The sequence below is a fragment of the Nocardioides limicola genome, from assembly GCF_016827675.1.
Classification (GTDB): domain Bacteria; phylum Actinomycetota; class Actinomycetes; order Propionibacteriales; family Nocardioidaceae; genus Nocardioides; species Nocardioides limicola.
This window is the reverse complement of record NZ_JAERJA010000012.1, coordinates 26890-43959: the sequence shown is the minus strand read 5'-3', so window position 1 is coordinate 43959 and position 17070 is coordinate 26890. Positions and strand designations below refer to the sequence as shown.

At 69.5% G+C, this 17070-nt stretch carries 18 protein-coding genes; 5 read left to right on the top strand and 13 right to left on the bottom strand.

Annotated elements, in window-relative coordinates:
- Nucleotide 1 precedes the first annotated feature (1 nt).
- The 7 genes from JKG67_RS16055 to JKG67_RS16025 are packed head-to-tail and all read right to left on the bottom strand — an operon-like array spanning nt 2 to nt 7746.
- Nucleotides 2–628, bottom strand: a complete 627-nt coding sequence (locus tag JKG67_RS16055; protein ID WP_203338357.1) for a hypothetical protein — start codon at nt 626–628, stop codon at nt 2–4.
- A 9-nt stretch (nt 629–637) separates the two neighbouring features.
- Nucleotides 638–1792 carry an acyl-CoA dehydrogenase family protein gene (locus tag JKG67_RS16050; RefSeq protein WP_203338356.1) on the bottom strand — a complete coding sequence of 385 codons (1155 nt, stop codon included), beginning with the start codon at nt 1790–1792 and terminating at the stop codon, nt 638–640.
- A gap of 6 nt (nt 1793–1798) precedes the next feature.
- On the bottom strand, nt 1799–2323 hold the full coding sequence (locus JKG67_RS16045; RefSeq protein ID WP_203338355.1) for a DUF4334 domain-containing protein: 525 nt from the start codon (nt 2321–2323) through the stop codon (nt 1799–1801).
- Between the two features lie 15 nt (nt 2324–2338).
- Nucleotides 2339–3994 (bottom strand): GMC oxidoreductase, encoded by a 1656-nt coding sequence (locus tag JKG67_RS16040; protein WP_203338354.1) that lies wholly within the window; start codon nt 3992–3994, stop codon nt 2339–2341.
- Entirely contained in the window at nt 3991–5451 is a 1461-nt protein-coding gene (locus JKG67_RS16035; protein WP_203338353.1) for a flavin-containing monooxygenase, read from the bottom strand. Before JKG67_RS16035 ends, JKG67_RS16040 begins: the two co-directional genes overlap by 4 nt.
- Before the next feature lie 10 nt (nt 5452–5461).
- Nucleotides 5462–6928 carry an aldehyde dehydrogenase family protein gene (locus tag JKG67_RS16030; protein WP_203338352.1) on the bottom strand — a complete coding sequence of 489 codons (1467 nt, stop codon included), beginning with the start codon at nt 6926–6928 and terminating at the stop codon, nt 5462–5464.
- Entirely contained in the window at nt 6919–7746 is an 828-nt protein-coding gene (locus JKG67_RS16025; RefSeq protein WP_203338351.1) for an alpha/beta fold hydrolase, read from the bottom strand. The genes JKG67_RS16030 and JKG67_RS16025 overlap by 10 nt, the downstream gene beginning before the upstream one ends.
- A 131-nt stretch (nt 7747–7877) precedes the next feature.
- On the opposite strand from JKG67_RS16025, the gene JKG67_RS16020 reads away from it, so the two are divergent.
- Nucleotides 7878–8909: an AraC family transcriptional regulator gene (locus tag JKG67_RS16020; protein ID WP_203338350.1), complete on the top strand. Its 1032-nt coding sequence runs from the start codon at nt 7878–7880 to the stop codon at nt 8907–8909.
- Here the strand turns inward: JKG67_RS16020 and JKG67_RS16015 are convergent.
- Nucleotides 8885–9778, bottom strand: a complete 894-nt coding sequence (locus tag JKG67_RS16015; protein WP_203338349.1) for an oxygenase MpaB family protein — start codon at nt 9776–9778, stop codon at nt 8885–8887. The genes JKG67_RS16020 and JKG67_RS16015 overlap by 25 nt on opposite strands.
- A gap of 96 nt (nt 9779–9874) precedes the next feature.
- On the opposite strand from JKG67_RS16015, the gene JKG67_RS16010 reads away from it, so the two are divergent.
- The gene (locus JKG67_RS16010; RefSeq protein ID WP_203338348.1) at nt 9875–10447 is read left to right on the top strand and encodes a TetR/AcrR family transcriptional regulator; all 573 of its coding nucleotides are present in this window, start codon (nt 9875–9877) and stop codon (nt 10445–10447) included.
- A gap of 9 nt (nt 10448–10456) precedes the next feature.
- Here JKG67_RS16010 and JKG67_RS19270 read toward each other — a convergent pair whose 3' ends face one another.
- Nucleotides 10457–11881, bottom strand: coding sequence for a fatty acid desaturase (locus JKG67_RS19270; RefSeq protein ID WP_203338347.1), 1425 nt, complete (start codon nt 11879–11881; stop codon nt 10457–10459).
- 125 nt (nt 11882–12006) lie between these two features.
- On the opposite strand from JKG67_RS19270, the gene JKG67_RS16000 reads away from it, so the two are divergent.
- Both JKG67_RS16000 and JKG67_RS15995 read left to right on the top strand, forming a co-directional pair.
- Complete coding sequence (locus tag JKG67_RS16000) at nt 12007–12810, top strand: SDR family oxidoreductase (RefSeq protein WP_203338346.1); 804 nt, start codon at nt 12007–12009, stop codon at nt 12808–12810.
- A 77-nt stretch (nt 12811–12887) separates the two neighbouring features.
- Entirely contained in the window at nt 12888–13238 is a 351-nt protein-coding gene (locus tag JKG67_RS15995) for a type II toxin-antitoxin system PemK/MazF family toxin (RefSeq protein ID WP_203338345.1), read from the top strand.
- 2 nt (nt 13239–13240) lie between these two features.
- On the opposite strand, the gene JKG67_RS15990 is transcribed toward JKG67_RS15995, so the two are convergent.
- Together JKG67_RS15990 and JKG67_RS15985 are read right to left on the bottom strand one after the other, a co-directional pair.
- Nucleotides 13241–13669, bottom strand: a complete 429-nt coding sequence (locus tag JKG67_RS15990) for a hypothetical protein (protein WP_203338344.1) — start codon at nt 13667–13669, stop codon at nt 13241–13243.
- A complete protein-coding gene (locus tag JKG67_RS15985; protein WP_203338343.1) occupies nt 13666–14754 on the bottom strand; it encodes a serine/threonine-protein kinase in 1089 nt (362 codons plus the stop codon). Before JKG67_RS15985 ends, JKG67_RS15990 begins: the two co-directional genes overlap by 4 nt.
- 150 nt (nt 14755–14904) lie before the next feature.
- Between JKG67_RS15985 and JKG67_RS15980 the strand changes: the two genes are divergently transcribed.
- Nucleotides 14905–16056: a CDP-glycerol glycerophosphotransferase family protein gene (locus tag JKG67_RS15980; protein WP_203338342.1), complete on the top strand. Its 1152-nt coding sequence runs from the start codon at nt 14905–14907 to the stop codon at nt 16054–16056.
- A gap of 21 nt (nt 16057–16077) precedes the next feature.
- Here JKG67_RS15980 and JKG67_RS15975 read toward each other — a convergent pair whose 3' ends face one another.
- Together JKG67_RS15975 and JKG67_RS15970 are read right to left on the bottom strand one after the other, a co-directional pair.
- Nucleotides 16078–16338, bottom strand: coding sequence for a metal-sensitive transcriptional regulator (locus JKG67_RS15975; protein ID WP_203338341.1), 261 nt, complete (start codon nt 16336–16338; stop codon nt 16078–16080).
- Nucleotides 16339–16347: 9 nt separating this feature from the next.
- Nucleotides 16348–16749 carry a DUF302 domain-containing protein gene (locus JKG67_RS15970; RefSeq protein WP_203338340.1) on the bottom strand — a complete coding sequence of 134 codons (402 nt, stop codon included), beginning with the start codon at nt 16747–16749 and terminating at the stop codon, nt 16348–16350.
- Nucleotides 16750–17070 lie beyond the last annotated feature (321 nt).

The following is a 17070-nucleotide window of genomic DNA, read 5'->3' as shown; positions in this document are numbered from 1 at the left end:
GTCACGGGTCCTCATCGGTCCACTCCGGTGGCGCCCAGACCGCGCGCCACCGCCACACATACAACCCGGCCACTCCGATCATGGAGGCGACCACCAGCACCATCAGGGCCGGCGTGTCGGCGAATCGGTCGGTGTAGTTCTCCCCCGGCTGTGCGGTCCCCTCCACGAAGGCGACCACCAGCTGGGGCCCCACCGGAAGGACCACCCCCACGCCAGCCGCCCACCAGCGGGGACTCCTCAACGGTGCCCCACGGCGCTCGAACAGCCACGCATAGAGCACGGCCAACACACCGGCGGCGATCAGACCGCCCGCGTAGCCCTGGGCGTTCCCGGCCCAGTGGCCGATGCTGCTGTACTCCACCCCGCCACCCCCGGGAAGGCAGAGGTGGACGCGTTCGACCTCCCACCCCAGCGGGAGGGCCACCACGACGTGCCCCAGCTCGTGGACGTTACAGCTGGCGACGAAGGCGATGAACCCCGTGAACGCCAGCGCAACGAAGGTGCTGGACGCGGCACCGAGATGCCACAGGTCGTGGCGCGACCACGCCGGGCGTGCCGGGGTCCGGTTCATCCGACCGGGCAGGTACGGATCGTCACGGTCGGTCTCATGACCGGGATGCTGCCACACCTGCAGCGATCAGAGGAAGCGGGCGATGAGGTCCTTCATGACCTCGTTGGCGCCGGCGTAGATGCGCGCGATCCGACCATCGGTCCACATCCTGGCGATGGGGTACTCCTCCATGTAGCCGTAGCCGCCGTGGAGTTGCAAACAACGGTCGACCACCTGGGTCTGCTGTTCGGTGGTCCAGTACTTCACCATGGCGGCGGTCTTGACATCGAGCTCCCCGCGGAGGTGCTTCGCGAGGGCATCGTTGACGAACGCTCGCACGACCTGGGCGAGCGTGGCGCACTCGGCGAGCTCCATCCGGGTGTTCTGGAGGGCGAACAAGGGCTTGCCGAAGGCGTGCCGGGTTTTGGTGTAGTCGATGGTGGTCTCGACGGCGGCCTCGATCATCGCCGCAGCCGCGACGCCACAGATGAGCCGCTCCTGGGGCAGCTGCTCCATGAGCTGGAAGAACCCCTGGCCCTCCTGCTCGCCGAGCAGGTTCGCCACCGGGATCCGGAGGCCGTCGAAGAAGAGTTCGGTGGTGTCCTGACCCTTCTGGCCCACCTTCTTGAGCACCCGGCCGCGCTGGAAGCCCGGAGTGTCGTCGGACACCTCGGCGACGACGAGGCTGACGCCCTGGGCACCGAGGGTCGGGTCCGTCTTCACGGCGATGATCAGCAGGTCGCAGTTGCGGCCGTTGGAGATGAAGGTCTTCGCACCGGAGACGATGTACTCGTCGCCTTCGCGGATCGCCTTGGCGGCGATGTTCTGCAGGTCCGAGCCGGTGCCGGGCTCGGTCATCGCGATGGCGCCGACCCACTCCCCGGACGCGAGCCGGGGCAGCCAGCGGCGCTTGTTCTCCTCCCCGGCATAGGCCAGCAGGTAGTGCGGCACGATGCCGGTGTGCACACCGAGCTGCATGCTCGAGTCCCCGGCCTTGACCTGCTGTTCGAAGAGCACGGCTTCGTGGGCGAAGGTGCCTCCCCCGCCGCCGTACTGCTCGGGGATGGACATGCAGAGCAGGCCCAGCTCGCCGGCCCGGCGGTAGAGCGCCTTGTCCGGGTAGCCCTGCGCCACGAACTCGTCGTGCCGCGGCGCCACCTCACGGGTGAAGAAGTCGCGGGCCAGGTCGGCCAGATCCTGCAGTTCGGCCGGGTCGGGCCCCGCCGACGAGGTGACGGTCATGACGCCTCAGTCCCGGGCCAGGATGAAGAAGTAGGGCTGGGGCACCCCGCGCTGGTCCATCACGCCGAGCACCGTGTCGTCGTCGACGCGGCGGAACACGTCGATGATCGGCAGGTGGTCATAGACCATGGCGGCGGTCACCACCCCGCGATGCTCCAGGTCGCGCAGCCGGGCCCGGTGCTTGCCGGTGGCGAGGGCAGGCTTGACCCACCCGAGCATGCTCCTGCCCCGCGACACGACCCCGGCAGGCACCCGATCGGCGACACTCAGCGGGAGCCGGCGCGGGTCGACCGCGAAGATGTCACCGTCGGGCGTCTGGAACAGCAGTGGGTGCACCGCATCGACTCCGTCGAACTGCTTCCCGAACCAGCCCGAGGCCTCCAGCAGCCCGTCCATCGGGTGACCGGTGCGCAACTCGCGTCCCCGCCAGCGTCCGGTCAACGCCGCAGCCGACACCGGTTCGAGGCTGTCGAAGAGCTCCCACGCCTGCTCGGTGCTGGTCTCGGGCTCGAGGTCGGCCAGTCGTGTCATCGTGTTCCCTCTCGGTCAGGCCGGCAGGCGGAGCGCGCCGGGGGCGGTCTCGGGGACGGCCGGGTGGCGCGGAGCCACCGGCACGATCCGCTGATAGGGCGTGCCGAGCGCGGGCCGAGGGTCGGCCTCGCCCTTGTTCGGCCAGAACGCCATCGCCCGTTCGGCCTGGGCGGTGATCGTCAGTGACGGGTTCACGCCGAGGTTCGCGGTGATCGCCGAGCCGTCGGCCACGTGCAGCCCGGAGTACCCGAAGACCCGCTGATAGCCGTCGACCACGCCCGACTCAGGCGAGTCGCCGATGGTGGCGCCGCCGATGTAGTGAGCGGTGGCGGGGATGTTGAAGACGTCGGTGGCGATGTTGCCGGTGACGCCGTCCACCTTGTCCGCGTAGGAGCGGGCCACCTCATGCGCCAGCGGGATCCAGTCCGGGTTGGGCTGCCCGGTGCCCTGCCGGGTCTTGAGCAGCCCACGGCGCAGGTAGGAGGTCAGCGAGTTGTCCAGCGACTGCATCACCAACAGGATCACCGACCGCTCGGACGCGCCGCGCACGTTCAGGGTGCGCAGTGACGCGATCGGGTGCAGCAGCAGGGTGAGCAGCAGCCGCAGGAACCGGAACGCGCCCCCGTCCACCATCGGCACCGTCTGCAGGAACAACGAGTTCTGGCCCTTCCCGTAGGTGCACACCTCGACATGGGTCTGCGGCTCGGGATGGATCGAGGAGGTGATCGCCACCCCCTGCGAGAAGTCATCACGACTCCTGCTGGACACCCCGATGATCGCCTCGGAGTTGCTGCGCGTCAGCTCCCCCAGCCGCGGCGACAGGTGCGGCAGGATCTGCTCGTCGCGCATCCGGTGCAGCAGCTTCTGGGTGCCCAGGGCGGCCGCGGCGAAGACCACCTGCTCGCAGCGGAAGGTACGCCGGCCCTTGCGCAGCTTCCCGTTCGAACGCTGCGTCTCGATCAGGTAGCCGTCGCCGTCGGGCCGGACCGAGGTCACCGTGGTCAACGGATGCACCTCGGCACCGCCGGCCTCGGCCAGGTGCAGGTAGTTGGTGGTGGTGGTGTTCTTGGCGTTGTGCTTGCAGCCGGTGAAGCACTCCGAGCAGTGGATGCAGCCCGCACGCCGGGGGCCGGCGCCGCCGAAGTAGGGGTCGTCGACCTCGGCACCCTCCTGGCCCTCGTTGAAGAAGACGCCCACCTGGGTGCGGTGGAAGGTGTCCGCGACGCCGCGGTCGCGGGCGATGTCGAGCAGCACCTCGTCCTTGGGACCGATCCGTGGGTTCTCCACCACGCCGAGCATCCGCTTGGCCTGGTCGTAGTAGGGCTCCAGCTCGGCGCGCCAGTCGGTGAGGTGTCCCCAGGCAGGGTCGGTGTAGAACGCCGGCAACGGCTCGTACAAGGTGTTGCCGTAGATCAACGAACCGCCCCCGACGCCGGAGCCGCTGAAGACCAGGCACTTGCCGAGCACGCTGATCCGCTGCGGCCCGGTCAGGCCGAGCCGGGGCGCCCAGATGGACTTGCGGACGTTCCAGTTGGTCTTCGGGAAGTCCTCGGCGTTCCAGCGGCGACCCGCCTCGAGGACGCCGACGCGGTAGCCCTTCTCGGTCAGTCGCAGCGCAGCCACGCTGCCGCCGAACCCGGAGCCGATCACGATCACGTCGTAGTCGTTCATGACACCACCTCATAGTCGTTCGCGTCGTACCTGACCTCGCGTTGGTACTGGACCCCGAGCAGGGGCCAGTTCGTGGTCACCCGCCCGTCCGCGTTGCGATACCAGGACGTGCACTGGCTCCACACGCTGCCGGCCAACCTCTCCTGGATCCGTGCGTCGTGGGCCCGCTCCACCTCGGCCTTCACCGCCACCGGCGCACCGACGGCCTCGTGGTGCGCCACGAAGTCACCGAGGTGCTTGGCCTGGGCCTCGAGGAAGTAGATGATCGAGCCGCCGCCGGTGTTGGTGTTGGGGCCGTACATGATCTGCATGTTCGGGAATCCGGGGACGCTCATCCCGTAGTAGGCGTGCGCACCCTGGGCCCACTCCTGATGCAGGTCCCGGCCACCGGAGCCGGTGATGCTGATCGGGGCGAGGAACTCGGTGGCCTTGAAGCCGGTGCCGTAGATGATCACGTCCACCTCGTGCTCGGCCCCGTCGGCGGTGACCAGGCCCGTCGGGGTGACCTTCGTGATCGGCTGGTTGGTGAGCTCGACATTGGGTCGGGTGAGTGCGGGCAGGTAGTTGCTCGAGAAGAGGATCCGCTTGCAGCCGACCGGATAGTCGGGCCATACCTTCTCGAAGAGGCCGGGCTTCTTCCTCGTCTGCCGCACCATGTGCGCCCGGGAGATCCCGCGGATGGCGGCGGCCAGCGGCTGTGCATAGACCCAGGCGATGCTGAGGCCCTCGACGAGGCCGTACCAGGTGCCGCGCTCGGCGAGCTGGGTGACCGGGAGCCGTTCGAACACGCGGTGGTGCAACTGGGAGAAGGTCCGGTCGGGGCGGGGGATGATGTAGGGCGCGGAGCGCTGGAAGATCGTCATCGAGGCGACCTGGGGCTGGATCGCGGGGACGAACTGGATCGCACTGGCCCCGGTGCCGATCACCGCCACCCGCTTGCCGGTCAGGTCGATGTCGTGGCGCCACTGGGCCGAGTGGAAGCTCTCGCCGGCGAACGTGTCGATCCCGTCGATGGTCGGGTACGCCGGACGGGAGAGCTGGCCCACCGCCGGCACCAGGATGTCCACCTCGATGCTCTCCGTCGGTCCGGACCCGTCGCTGAGCTCCACCGTCCACCGGCCGGTGGCGTCGTCGAAACGGGCGGCGAGCACTTCGCTGCCGAACCGGATGTGGCGGCGTACGTCGTACTTGTCGGCGACCGCGCGCATGTAGTCCAGGATCGCCGGTTGTTCGGAGAACCGTTTGGGCCAGCGCGGGTTCGGCTCGAACGAGAAGGAGTAGAACGGCGAGGGGACGTCGCAGGCGGCTCCGGGGTAGGTGTTCTCCCGCCAGACGCCGCCGACGTCATCGCCCTTCTCGATGACGACGATGTCGTGATAGCCGCGACGCTTCAGTTCGATGACGGCGGCGAGGCCGCCGAAGCCGCTGCCGATCACGGCGATGGAGGGCTTGGGCATGGGTTCTCCTTCAGCGTCCGTAGAGGATGCGGATCAGGTGCGGCGCGAAGCGGTTCAGCCACCGGGCCCGGGAGAAGCTGAGCAGGTTCACCCCGGGGATCGGCCGCCGTTGGGTGGCCACCGCCCGGGTGCGACTGAACTCCCGCAACCCCTCGGGGCCGTGGATCCGTCCGAAGCCGCTCTCGCCGCGTCCACCCAGCGGCAGGTCGGCCATCCCGGCGAAGCCGAGCACCGAGTTGACCGAGATCTGGCTGGTGTCCAGCCGCTCGACGATCCAGTCGGCCTGCTCGGTGGAGAAGACCGAGCCCGCCAGGCCGAAGGGGACGTCGTTGGCCAGCTTCACGGCCTCCGACAGCGAGTCGACGGTGGTCACCGTCAGGGTCGGCCCGAAGGTCTCCTCCTGGATCGCGGTGGAGCTGTGCGGCGGATCCAGGATCACCACCGGGTGGATGTACCGGTCGCCGATGCTGTCGAGGCCGCCGACCACCGCGGTGCCGCCCCCGGCGAGCGCGTCGGTGACGTGCCGGCGTACCACCTCGATCTGGCTGGGCATCGTCATCGGCCCGTAGGAGGCGTCCTTGCCACTGCCCGGCTCGACCCCGACCAGCGCCTGGGTGAGGTGGCGCAGGAACTGGTCGCGGACGGGACGCTCGACGTAGACCCGCTCGATGCCGACACAGGTCTGGCCACTGTTGCCCATCGCCCCGAACGCGATCGCGTCGGCGGCCGCGCGCAGGTCGGCGTCGGAGGCGACGATGGCGGCGTCCTTGCCGCCGAGCTCCATCACTACCGGGGTCAGTGACTCCGCACAGGCCGCCATCACCTTGCGACCGGTGGGCGCGGATCCGGTGAAGGCGAGCTTGTCGACGCCGGCGCGGCACAGCGCGGCGCCGGTCTCTCCGAAGCCGATCACCACCGACAGCACCCCGTGTGGCACCTGCGGGTTGGCGGCCTCGAACGCGTCGACGTACCACTTCCCCACCGCCGGCGTGAACTCGCTCGGCTTGAACACCACGGTGTTGCCGGCGGCCAGCGCGGTGGCGATGGAGCCGTTCGGCGTGAACACCGGGTAGTTCCAGGGGCCGATCACGCCGACCACACCGAAGGGGACCTGCTCGACCCGGGCCGCGAAGTTGGCCAGCAGCAGTCCGGGGCGGCGACGCTGCGGCGCGAGCACCTTGCCGGCGTGCTTGGCGGTCCAGTCGATGTGCTCCAGGCTGAGCAGCAGCTCCAGTGCTGCGTCCACCCGGGGCTTGCCGTTCTCGGCGTGCACCAACTCGATCAGTTCGTGGCGGTGCCGGGCGATGTAGCGCCGCCAGTTGCGCAGCGCCCGGCGGCGGCCGTCGAAGCCCTGTGCCTGCCACCAGTGGGAGGCCCCACGGGCCCTGGCGACGATGCCCTGGACCTGTTCGGGGGTGTGCACGTCGAAGGTGTCGACCACCTCGTCGGTGGCCGGGTTGCGGCTGATCAGCTCCATGGGCACTCCTCGTTCACGGTGTCGAGGACGACGCGGGCGCACAGGTCCGGGTCGTCGTTGAAGGGCAGATGGCCGCAACCGGCCAGGTCGATGTGCCGTGCGGTGGGCAACGCGGCACGGGCGCGTCGGCTCTGGGTCCGGTGGGTGAGTACGACGTCACGGGTCCCCCAGGCGACGGTCACCGGGATCGCGGCCAGCGCGCCGGGGGCGTCGGCGGCGCTCAGGTGGTAGTCGGCGAAGTTGTTCCGGGCCTGCGGGAAGGCCGGGGCGGCGACCAGCGCGGCCAGGTCGGCCCGTGCCTCGGCGGGGTCCACCCGGGTGGGGCGTCCGAAGAGGGGCCCCAGCAGCACGGCGCGACCGAGGCGGGTGCCGAGCGCCGCGGAGAACGGCGGGCCGGCGACGGCGCCGGCAGCACGCAGGGTGGTGAGCAGTGCCTGGGTCCACCAGAGCCCGGGGCGCTGCCAGAACCCGATCGGCGAGAAGGCGGTGACGCTCGCGGCGACCCCGGCTCGGCCGAGTTCGAGGGCGATGCCGCCGCCCATCGAGTTGCCGACCAGATGGGGCCGCTCGATGCCCTCGGCGGCCAGCCACTCCTGCAGCCAGGCCACATAGCCCGGCGGCCCCGGGGTCACCCCGTCGACGGGCGCGGTGCCTCCGAAGCCGGGGAGATCCACCGCGATCACCTGGAGTCCGGCGTCGGCGATCCGGTCCAGGATCGGCGACCACACCTGCCAGCGGCTGCCCAGACCGTGCACCAGCACGACCGGCGTGCCCGCACCACGTCGTTCAGAGGAGACGGCGACGGGTGTCGGCCTCATGTCACTCCTCCGCGTTCGCTGCTGGTCACCTGGCCCCCGGCCTCCATCATGGACCGTCACGGCAGGGATGGTTCGAACGAAATGCGGCCCAAGACTTGCGAATTTCGGCCACACGGGGTGAGCATCATCGTATGCACGCACGCTGGGACGTCGCCCACCCCGCCACGAGTGCGGTGATCCTCACCGACCTGGCGCTCGAGTACGGCGTCCGGGAGGGCGCAGTGCTCCGGGAGACCGGGATCGACGCAGGGCGGCTGCGGGCGCCCGACACCGAGATCACCGGTCGACAGGAGATCCGGCTCTGGCGCAACATCAGCCGCGAGGTCGGCCCTGATTCGGACTTCGGACTGGTCGCCGGCACCCGCTATCACCTCAGCTCCTACGGGATCTGGGGATTGATGGTGCTGAGCAGCGCCACGGTCCGTGACGCGGTGGCCGCGGTGCTGCGCCAGTTCCATCTCACGTACTCGTTCGCAGAGCTGTCGCTGGAGCAGCACGTCGGCTCGGTGGATCTCGTCTTCGACGACCGCGGACTGCCACCGGAGATCCGCCAGTTGCACCGGGACCGCGATGTGGCCGCGGTGGCGACCGTGCAGCACGACCTGCTGGGCGGCCCGGTGGAGGCGGTGCGATTCGAACTGCCGGGACGGCCGCCGAGCTACCGGGCGCGGTACCGCGAGATCACCGGCAACGAGCCCACATTCGGCGCCGACGTGTGTCGGATCGGCTTGGCAGAGCAGCTCCTCGATCTGCCCCTGCCGCAGGCGCATCCGACCACCGCAGCACTGTGTGAGCAGCAGTGCGCGGAGTTGCTGCAACGCCGTCTCGCTCGCACCGGCACCGCGGGTCGGGTCCGTGACCTGCTTGCCCGCCACCACGGCGAGATCCGTCAGGAGCAGGTGGCCGTGGCCCTGAACCTGAGCGTGCGGAGTCTGCGCCGGCGACTGGCCGAGGAGGCCACGTCGTACCGGGAACTGACCGCAGAGGTCAACGGGATGCTCGCCGAGGAGCTGCTCCGCGGCGGGCTCACCGTCGAGGAGGTGGCGCACCGGCTCGGCTACTCCACGGCCTCGGCGTTCACGCACGCGTTCCGGCAGTGGCGAGGGATGCCGCCGGCACGGTTCGCCCGCGAGCACCCTCATCTGGTTCGACTCGGCTCCTGAGGATCGACGTACCCGGTCCCGGATGCCACCCTGGCCAGCGCCGCGTCCAGCCCAAGGCGACCTTGACGCCGATAGGCGGCGCGGGGGCGGGGCCCGAGCCGGAGCGACTCGGGAACCAGCGGCCAGGTGTGCGCCACGACCCTGCGGAACCCGTCGAAGGCGAGCTGCTGGGCCGATGTCCAGGAGAAGCCGCAGAGTTCGCGCACTCGCTCGGGCATGGCGCCGACAGCCATATCGCGGGCGGGGATCCCGCCGATCCGGCTGAGCACCCGCCAGGCCGGTCGGGGCAGCCAGGGTTGCTCCATCTCCCACGGATGGTGGAGGAACTCGACGAACCGCGCTGCGGCCGGAGTGAGCTCGAGCACCTCGTCGACCTGGTGCTGCCAGTAGGCGAGGAACTCCGGATAGGTCGGCGGCACGACCCGCATCGTCATCCCGTACATCCGCCACCACTCGACGCACTCGGCATAGTAGGCGGCGCGCTGGTCGGGATCGAGCGGCTTCTTGTGGAAGAGGTCGTCGACCCGGAAGATCACGTCGATGAAGGTGGCGTGCGCCCAGAAGAACGTCTCCGGGTCAAGCGCGTGGTAGCGACTGCCATCGGCCATGGTCCCCTTGATGTCGGCGTGGAAGTCACGCACCCGGTGCGCCTGCCCGAGCGACCTGTCCCCGTCGAAGATGATCCCAACGATCTGGGGCACCGAGCGGAGGAGCCGCTCGAAGGGTTCGTCGTAGAACTCCGAATGCTGCTCGACTCCCCGTCCCAGCGGTGGGTACATCAACTGGAGCAGGCCCGTGGCCGGGGCACACAGGTAGCCCACCCGATCGCCGTAGGACTCGTACAGCAGCGAGCCTGGACCGAACGCCATGCCGACCTCCTAGTGAGACAACTCCTGATTGAATGTCTCACGCCTGACAGTACTCAGAGACCGCCCGGACGACAAGGGGCAACCTAGGATCACGTCATGGCCCCAGGATCCGACGTCGTGGTCGAGCGAATCCTCGCCGCCGCCGAGGCCGAGTTCGAACGGGTCGGACTGCGCCGGGCGTCGATGGGCCGGGTCGCTCAGGTCGCCGAGATCGGCCGCGCCACCCTGTATCGACGCTTCCCCGACAAGGCAGCCCTGGTCGACGCCGTCCTGCAACGACACTTGACGACCAGCCTGGCCCGACTCGAGACGCTGATGGCCGCGATCCCCGATCCGCGGGAGCGACTGGTCGAGGGCTTCGCCGAGACCATCGAACTGATCCGTGAGGACCGGCTCCTGCAGCGCCTGCTCGAGACCGAGCCGGAGACGGTGCTGCCGATCGCCACCACCCAGGGAGCGGTGGGGATCGCCCTGGCCCGGGACTTCTTGGCCGATCAGTTGCGGCGATCCGGGCTGGACGCGAGCGGACACCTCGACGAGGCCGCCGAGATCGCGGTACGGCTCGTGCACTCGCTGATGCTCACGCCGAGCGATCGGCTGGGCACCGACAGGCAGGCCTCTCGAGACCTCGCCCGTCGGCTGCTCCTCCCAGCCCTGCTCCCCCGCTGAAGCCGGCCCTCAGGCGACCGCGTCGGAGAGCGGCACGAAGTCGACCTTCTCGCGGACACCGCAGTCGGGGCAGCACCAGTCGTCGGGGATCTCGCGCCAGGCGGTGCCCGCTGCGAAGCCCTCGGCCTCGTCGCCGGAGCGTACGTCGTAGGTGTAGCCGCAGCCCGGGCAGCGGGCGGCGAGCACCTCGTCGTCGAACTCGTGCCGGGTGGCGTCGACCAACGGCTGCTCCACGACCTCCTCGACGGGGGCGGGGTACTTCTTCAGCAGCTTCTCCAGCTTGCCCGGCTGCACGTTGGCCAGCCGGATGTCACCGTCGAAGTGGGCGACCACCTTGGGGTCCATCACCTTGCGCCACAGGGGCGGGACCAGCGCCAGCAGGATCGACCCGGCGTACCCGGTGGGCAGCACCGGCGACTCCTCGTAGTCACGCAGGGTCTGGTAGCGCCGGGTCGGGTTGGCGTGGTGGTCGCTGTGCCTCTGCAGGTGGTAGAGGAACACGTTGGTGACGATGTTGTTGCTGTTCCAGGAGTGCCGCGGCGCCACGCGCTCGTAGCGCTGCCGCCCCTCGGCGCCGACCTTCTGGCGCAGCATCCCGTAGTGCTCGAGGTAGTTGACGATCTCCAGCAGCGTGAAGCCGACGACCGCTTGGAGGATCAGGTAGGGCAGCACGCCGACGCCGAGCCAGGCCACCAGCGCGCCCCAGAGCACCACGCTCATCAGCCAGGCGTTCAGCACGTCGTTGCCGAAGTGGAACGGATGCGTGTCCTTGCGTCGGTACCGCTTGGCCTCGACCTCCCAGGAGGACTTCAGCGAGCCGAGCACGGTGCGCGGCCAGAAGCGGTAGAAGGTCTCGCCCAACCGCGACGACGCCGGGTCCTCGGGGGTCGCGACCCGGACGTGGTGGCCCCGGTTGTGCTCGATGTAGAAGTGCCCGTAGAAGCTCTGCGCGAGCGCCACCTTGCTGAGCCAGCGCTCCACCGACTCGCGCTTGTGACCCAACTCGTGGGCGGTGTTGATGCCGATGCCGCCGATGCACCCCAGGGTGAGCGCCAGCGCGACCTTGTCGATCACCGACCAGTCGGCGGTGGCGATCAGATAGATGCCCAGCACGAACCCGACGTACTGCAGCGGCAGGTACATGAAGATCACCCACCGGTAGTACCGGTCGTTCTCGAGCTCCTCGATCAGCTCGTCGGGAGGGTTGGAGCCGTCCAGCCCGGCGATCAGGTCGAGGAGCGGAATGACCGCGAAGACCAGCAGCGGCCCGGCCCACAAGAAGATGCTGGCTCCGGTCCAGTGATGCCCACCGATCGCGATGAAGGCCAGCGACGGGACCACCAGGCCCATCAGCCACAGGTAGCGCTTCTTGTCACGCCAGTCCTCGGTGCTCTCCACGGCCACTGTGCCGGTGGGGTCCAGGGGGGTCGTCATCGTCTGCTCCTCAGGTTCTGACAGGTGCTGCGGGGGTACGGCTTTACAGAAGCGTTGCATATGTACACCCTTCTTGACAAGACCCGGTGCTATGTAAAGTTCGCACTGAGTCTGCACTTGACATCATGGTCGCATCTGTCAATCCGGATGAGGACTGGCACGATGGAGCCGTGAAGACTCCTCGCACCGCCGTGGTCACCGGCGCCAGCAGTGGGATCGGCGCCGCCACCGCCCGGGCACTGGCGCGCGACGGGTACGCGGTGATCTGCGCCGCCCGCCGTACCGAGCGGATCATCGCCCTCGCCGAGGAGATCGGCGGCGCGGCGGTGGCCTGCGACATCACCGAGGCCGCCGACGTCGCGTCCCTGGCCGAGGCCGTCGGCTCCCGGCTCGACGTCCTGGTCAACAACGCCGGCGGTGCCTTCGGCTCGACCCCCGTCGAGCAGGCCAACCTCACCGACTGGCAGGCGATGTACGACGTGAACGTCCTGGGGACGGTGCGGGTCACCCAGGCACTGCTGCCGGCACTGCGCACCTCGGGCACCGGGTTGATCGTGAATGTCGGCTCCACCGCCGGCCGGGTCGCCTACCCGGGCGGCGGCGGCTACACCGCCGCCAAGCATGCCGCCCGCGTGCTCACCGAGACCCTCAGACTCGAACTCAACGGCGAACCGATCCGGGTCACCGAGATCGCCCCAGGGATGGTGCACACCGAGGAGTTCTCACTGGTCCGCTTCGGGGGCGATCGTGCCAGAGCGGAGGCGGTCTACGCCGACGTCGACTCGCCCCTGGTGGCCGCCGACGTCGCGGAGGCGATCCGCTGGGTCGCCTCACTCCCCCGGCATGTGAACGTGGACGAGCTCGTGATCCGACCGGTGGCCCAGGCCGCCCAGCATCAGCTGCACCGCGGGCCGATCTTCAGCGACTGAAGCCCCAGCGATGACGAGGCTGCACTCGCACGAGATGTCTCCACGACCTCGCGCCGCTCCCTGCCTGAGGCTGACTGGTGACGCGCCGTGGGCAACTCCTCTGGGTTGACCTTGAGGACCATGCGTCTGCCGGAGTGCCCACCAAGCGCCGTCCGATGCTGGTGATCCAGTCCGACGGGTTCAACGCATCCGGCTGGCTCACCACCGTGCTGCTGCCACTGACATCATCGACATCGCGGGCTCACCTACCCGGCTTCGTGTTCGTGCCGGCCACAGTGTCCGGACTGCCGTTGGACTCCACGATCGTGGCCACTCGACCTGTGCTCGTGCCGAAGTCCGAACTGGCTCATGCCGAGCTCATCGGTGAACTCCCCGGCTACGTGATGACTGAGGTCGACACGGCACTCCGGGTGGCGCTGGACCTCTGACTTCAGCGGCCCTTGCCCTGACCCTGGCCCTTCCCCTTGCCGGGGTTGTCCGGGCGACCGGGTTTGCCGGGCTTGCCTGGTTTGTCCGGTTCAGGCTCGACCGCCCCGGTCGGCGACGACGGCTCGGGCTCGGGCTCTGGCTCCGATTCGGGCAATTGCTGGCGCAACCGCGCGGCCGCGGTCAGGATCGGCTCGGCTTCGGCGGCGGTGAGCTCACCGGCGGCGACCGCGGCCTCGACCAGAACGATCAGGTCGCTGATGCTGCCGCGGGCGCGGTCGTGATCGCCGGCCGCGACATCCGCGCCGATCAGGGTGAGGGCACCGGACAGGGCCGGCACCAGCTCCACCGGAGCGGGGCGGGCCTGTGCGCCGCAGCCGACCAACAGCGCGGCACACAGGCCGATCGCGAGCGAGTTCAGCAGGTGGGTCATGACGTCCTCCCGTAGACCGCGTCCTGCAGGTCCTCGAGCGGCTCCACCAACTCCTCCGGAACCCCGGGCGGGATCGGCGGTGGCTCCGGGGGCGCCTCGTTGCGGGCACCGGCCCCGAAGGCGACCACCAGGGCTGAGGTGACCAGCAGCGCAGCAAGGCCGGCAACGGCGGCCCGGCGTCGGCGCGGCCGGGTCCGCAGCACCTGGGTCTCACCTCCGGGAGTGATCGACCAGTCAACGGTCTCCACCGGGTCCAACTCCGGCACCTCGCCCCGCGCCAGGGCCGCGAGCCCCCGGGCCGACTCCGCCGCATCCGGGCGGCGTTCCGGCTCGCTCGCGGTCATCCTGGTGAGCAGCCCCGCCCAGCCGGCCGGCAGGTCGGTCGGCACCGTGGGGGCCGAGCCCAATCGAGCGAAGGCGACCTCGGCGGCGGTGCCGTCGAACGACTTGCGCCCGGTGAGCATCTCCAACAGCACCAGGCCGAGCGAGTAGACGTCGGCGCGGGCGCTGATCTCGGCCCCGGTCAACTGCTCGGGCGCCAGGTAGGTAGGGGTGCCGACACTGTGCCCCGGCAGTGTGTGCACACCGCTGCTGGCCACCAGTCGGGCGATCCCGAAGTCGGCCAGTTTGGCGGTGCCGTCCGGGGTGATCAGCACGTTGGCCGGCTTCACGTCCCGATGCACGATGCCCTGGCCGTGCGCCAGCGCCAACGCTTCGGCGACCTGTTGACCCAGCACCGCCACCCGCTGCGGCGGCCAGCCGGTGCCGTCGAGCCGGTCGGCGAGACTGCCCCCCTCCACGAGCTCCATCACCAGGAACGGGTGGTCCCGGTCCAAGCCGGCGTCCAGCAGCATCACGATGTGCGGGTGAGTCAGCGCGGCCACCGTGGTCGCCTCGGTGGTGAAGCGGGCCCTGTCGACGTGGCTGGTGGTGTCCTGCCGCAGCAGCTTCACCGCCACCTGCCGGTCCAGGACGGTGTCGGTGGCCCGGTGCACATCGGCCATCCCGCCCCGGCCGATCAACTCGCCCAACACGTAGCGCCCGGCCAGGCCCGGGCCGGGGTCGGAGAACGTCGGGATCGTCACACCGTCGCCTTTCGTCCCGTCGCCACCAGCAGATCCGTTCAGCCTACGTCGAAGCCGGTCCGACACCCAGCGGGTACGCCGGTCGGCAGCGCTGGGAGGCCCGGTCGCACCGATGTCCAGACAGGGCCGGAACGGGCTTACGATGCGGCCGTGCACCACGTCGATGTCGTCTTCTACTTCGCGGATGACCCCACCCGCGTCTACCAACTTCTCCAGTGGCTGCCGGTCGCCGAGCGGCTCGACCCGGTGCACCGGGTGGGCGTGGTGACCCGGGACCGGGAGACGGCCGCGATCGTGACCTCACAGACCACGCTGCCGGTCTACTCGGCTCCGGACTTCGCGGACCTGGTGGACCTCTACCGGCACCTGGACGCCAAGGTGGTGCTGTACTGCAACAACGGCACCTTCAACTTCCAGTCGCTGCTGCACCACCAGATGATGCACGTGCACATCAATCATGGCGAGAGCGACAAGCAGAGCATGGTCAGCAACAACGCCAAGGCCTACGACCGGGTGTTCGTGGCCGGCCAGGCCGCGGTGGACCGGCACGCGGCGGGGCTGATGGAGTTCGACCTGGCCCGGCTGGTCAGGATCGGCCGCCCGCAACTGGACCTGCGCCCGGACCCGCTGCTGACGCCGAGCGCCCGGCGTACGGTCCTGTATGCCCCCACCTGGGAGGGCGACGCCGACTACAACTGCTACACCTCCGTCGACGTCTTCGGCCCCGAGATCGTCGCCGCCATCCTCGCGGTGCCCGATGTGCGCGTGGTCTACAAACCGCACCCGAAGGTCACCACCAGTGAGGTGCCGGCCGTCCGGGCGGGCCACCGGGCGATCCTCAGCCTGATCGAGCAGGCGGCCACCGCCGACCCCGAAGCCGGACATGTGGGGGTCTGTCAGGGCGACATCCTGGCCGTCTTCGCCGGCTGCGACGCGATGGTCACCGATGTCTCCTCGGTGGGCCTGGACTGGCTGTATCTGCAGACGGACAAGCCGATGCTGGTCACCGACCGGCACGACGACGCCGAGCGGCTGCGCACCGACGTACCGGTCAGCCGGTGCGCCGACATCGTCGACTCCGGGTCACTTCCCGACCTGACCGCCTTGCTGGCCTCGCGACTGGAGCACGACGAGCACCTGCTGGCCAGGACCGCGATGAGGCACCACTACTTCGACGACCTGGGCGTGGGCGACAGCACCGTCCGGTTCATCGAGGCGGTCGGCGATCTGGCCCGGCTTCGGGATCGGTTGCTGGGCATCGAGCCGCCCACCGACGGTGGGGTCGGCGCCGTCATCGCCTAGCGGCGCCGACGATCTCGGGCCTCAGGCCAGCGACAGGAAGAGCTTCTCCATCTTCTTCACGTCCACGCTGTCCGGCCCGTCCTGGGTCAGGCAGTGCTGCAGGCCGGTGGCGACCAACGCGTAGCCGCTGCGACTCAGGGCCTTGTTCACCGCGGCGAGCTGGGTGAGCACGGACTCGCAGTCCTGGCCCTCCTCCATCATCCGGATCACCGTGGCCAGGTGGCCGTGCGCCCGCTTCATCCGGGTGATCACGGCCTTCATCTCTGCTGGGTCGAGTTGCACAGGTCCTCCTCAGTTGGCCTCGGCGAGGGACGCCAAGGCGCCGGCCAGTCGGTTCCGGGCGTCGGCGGCCACAGCGGCCACCTCCGGGTCATCGCTGAAGGAGACCATGACGGCCGGATCGAAGATCTCCACGCGGGTGCGTCCGTCGGCCTCGGCGGAGACCACCACGTTGCAGGGCAGCACGGTGGCCAACCGCGGATCGCTGAGCAACGCCTGATGGGCCAACTGCGGCCGGCAGGCGCCCAGGATCACCCGGGGCGCAGTCTGCACACCCAGTTTGGCGTGCAGCGTCGCCTGCAGGTCGATCTCGGTCAGCACCCCGAAGCCGGCCTCCGCGAGCAACTCGCGCACCCGCGCCACGGTGTCGTCGTACGACGTGGTGACGGTGGCGCCCATCGTGAACTCGGTCATCTGAGTACCTCCCCGACATGGTGTGGTCATCCGGACCACCACCCTATCCCCCTAGGGGGATATGGGCAAACGACCGCCCGCGCATGCCACCTCCCGCATCGCGAGACACGCTGCTATGAGTTATGAGAATGATTCTCATTCTACTAGGGTTTGGGAGTCGCCATCGGGCGGCCCTGTCCATCGATTCGCAGGGAAGGAGGGATGACCCATGACCACCTCGAAGAACTTCGCCGTGCTCGGCGCCAAGCCGGCCGGCCTCGCGGTCCACTCGTCGAACCACGCCGGCGTGACCGCAGTCGCGTACGCCTGGAAGTGAACGAC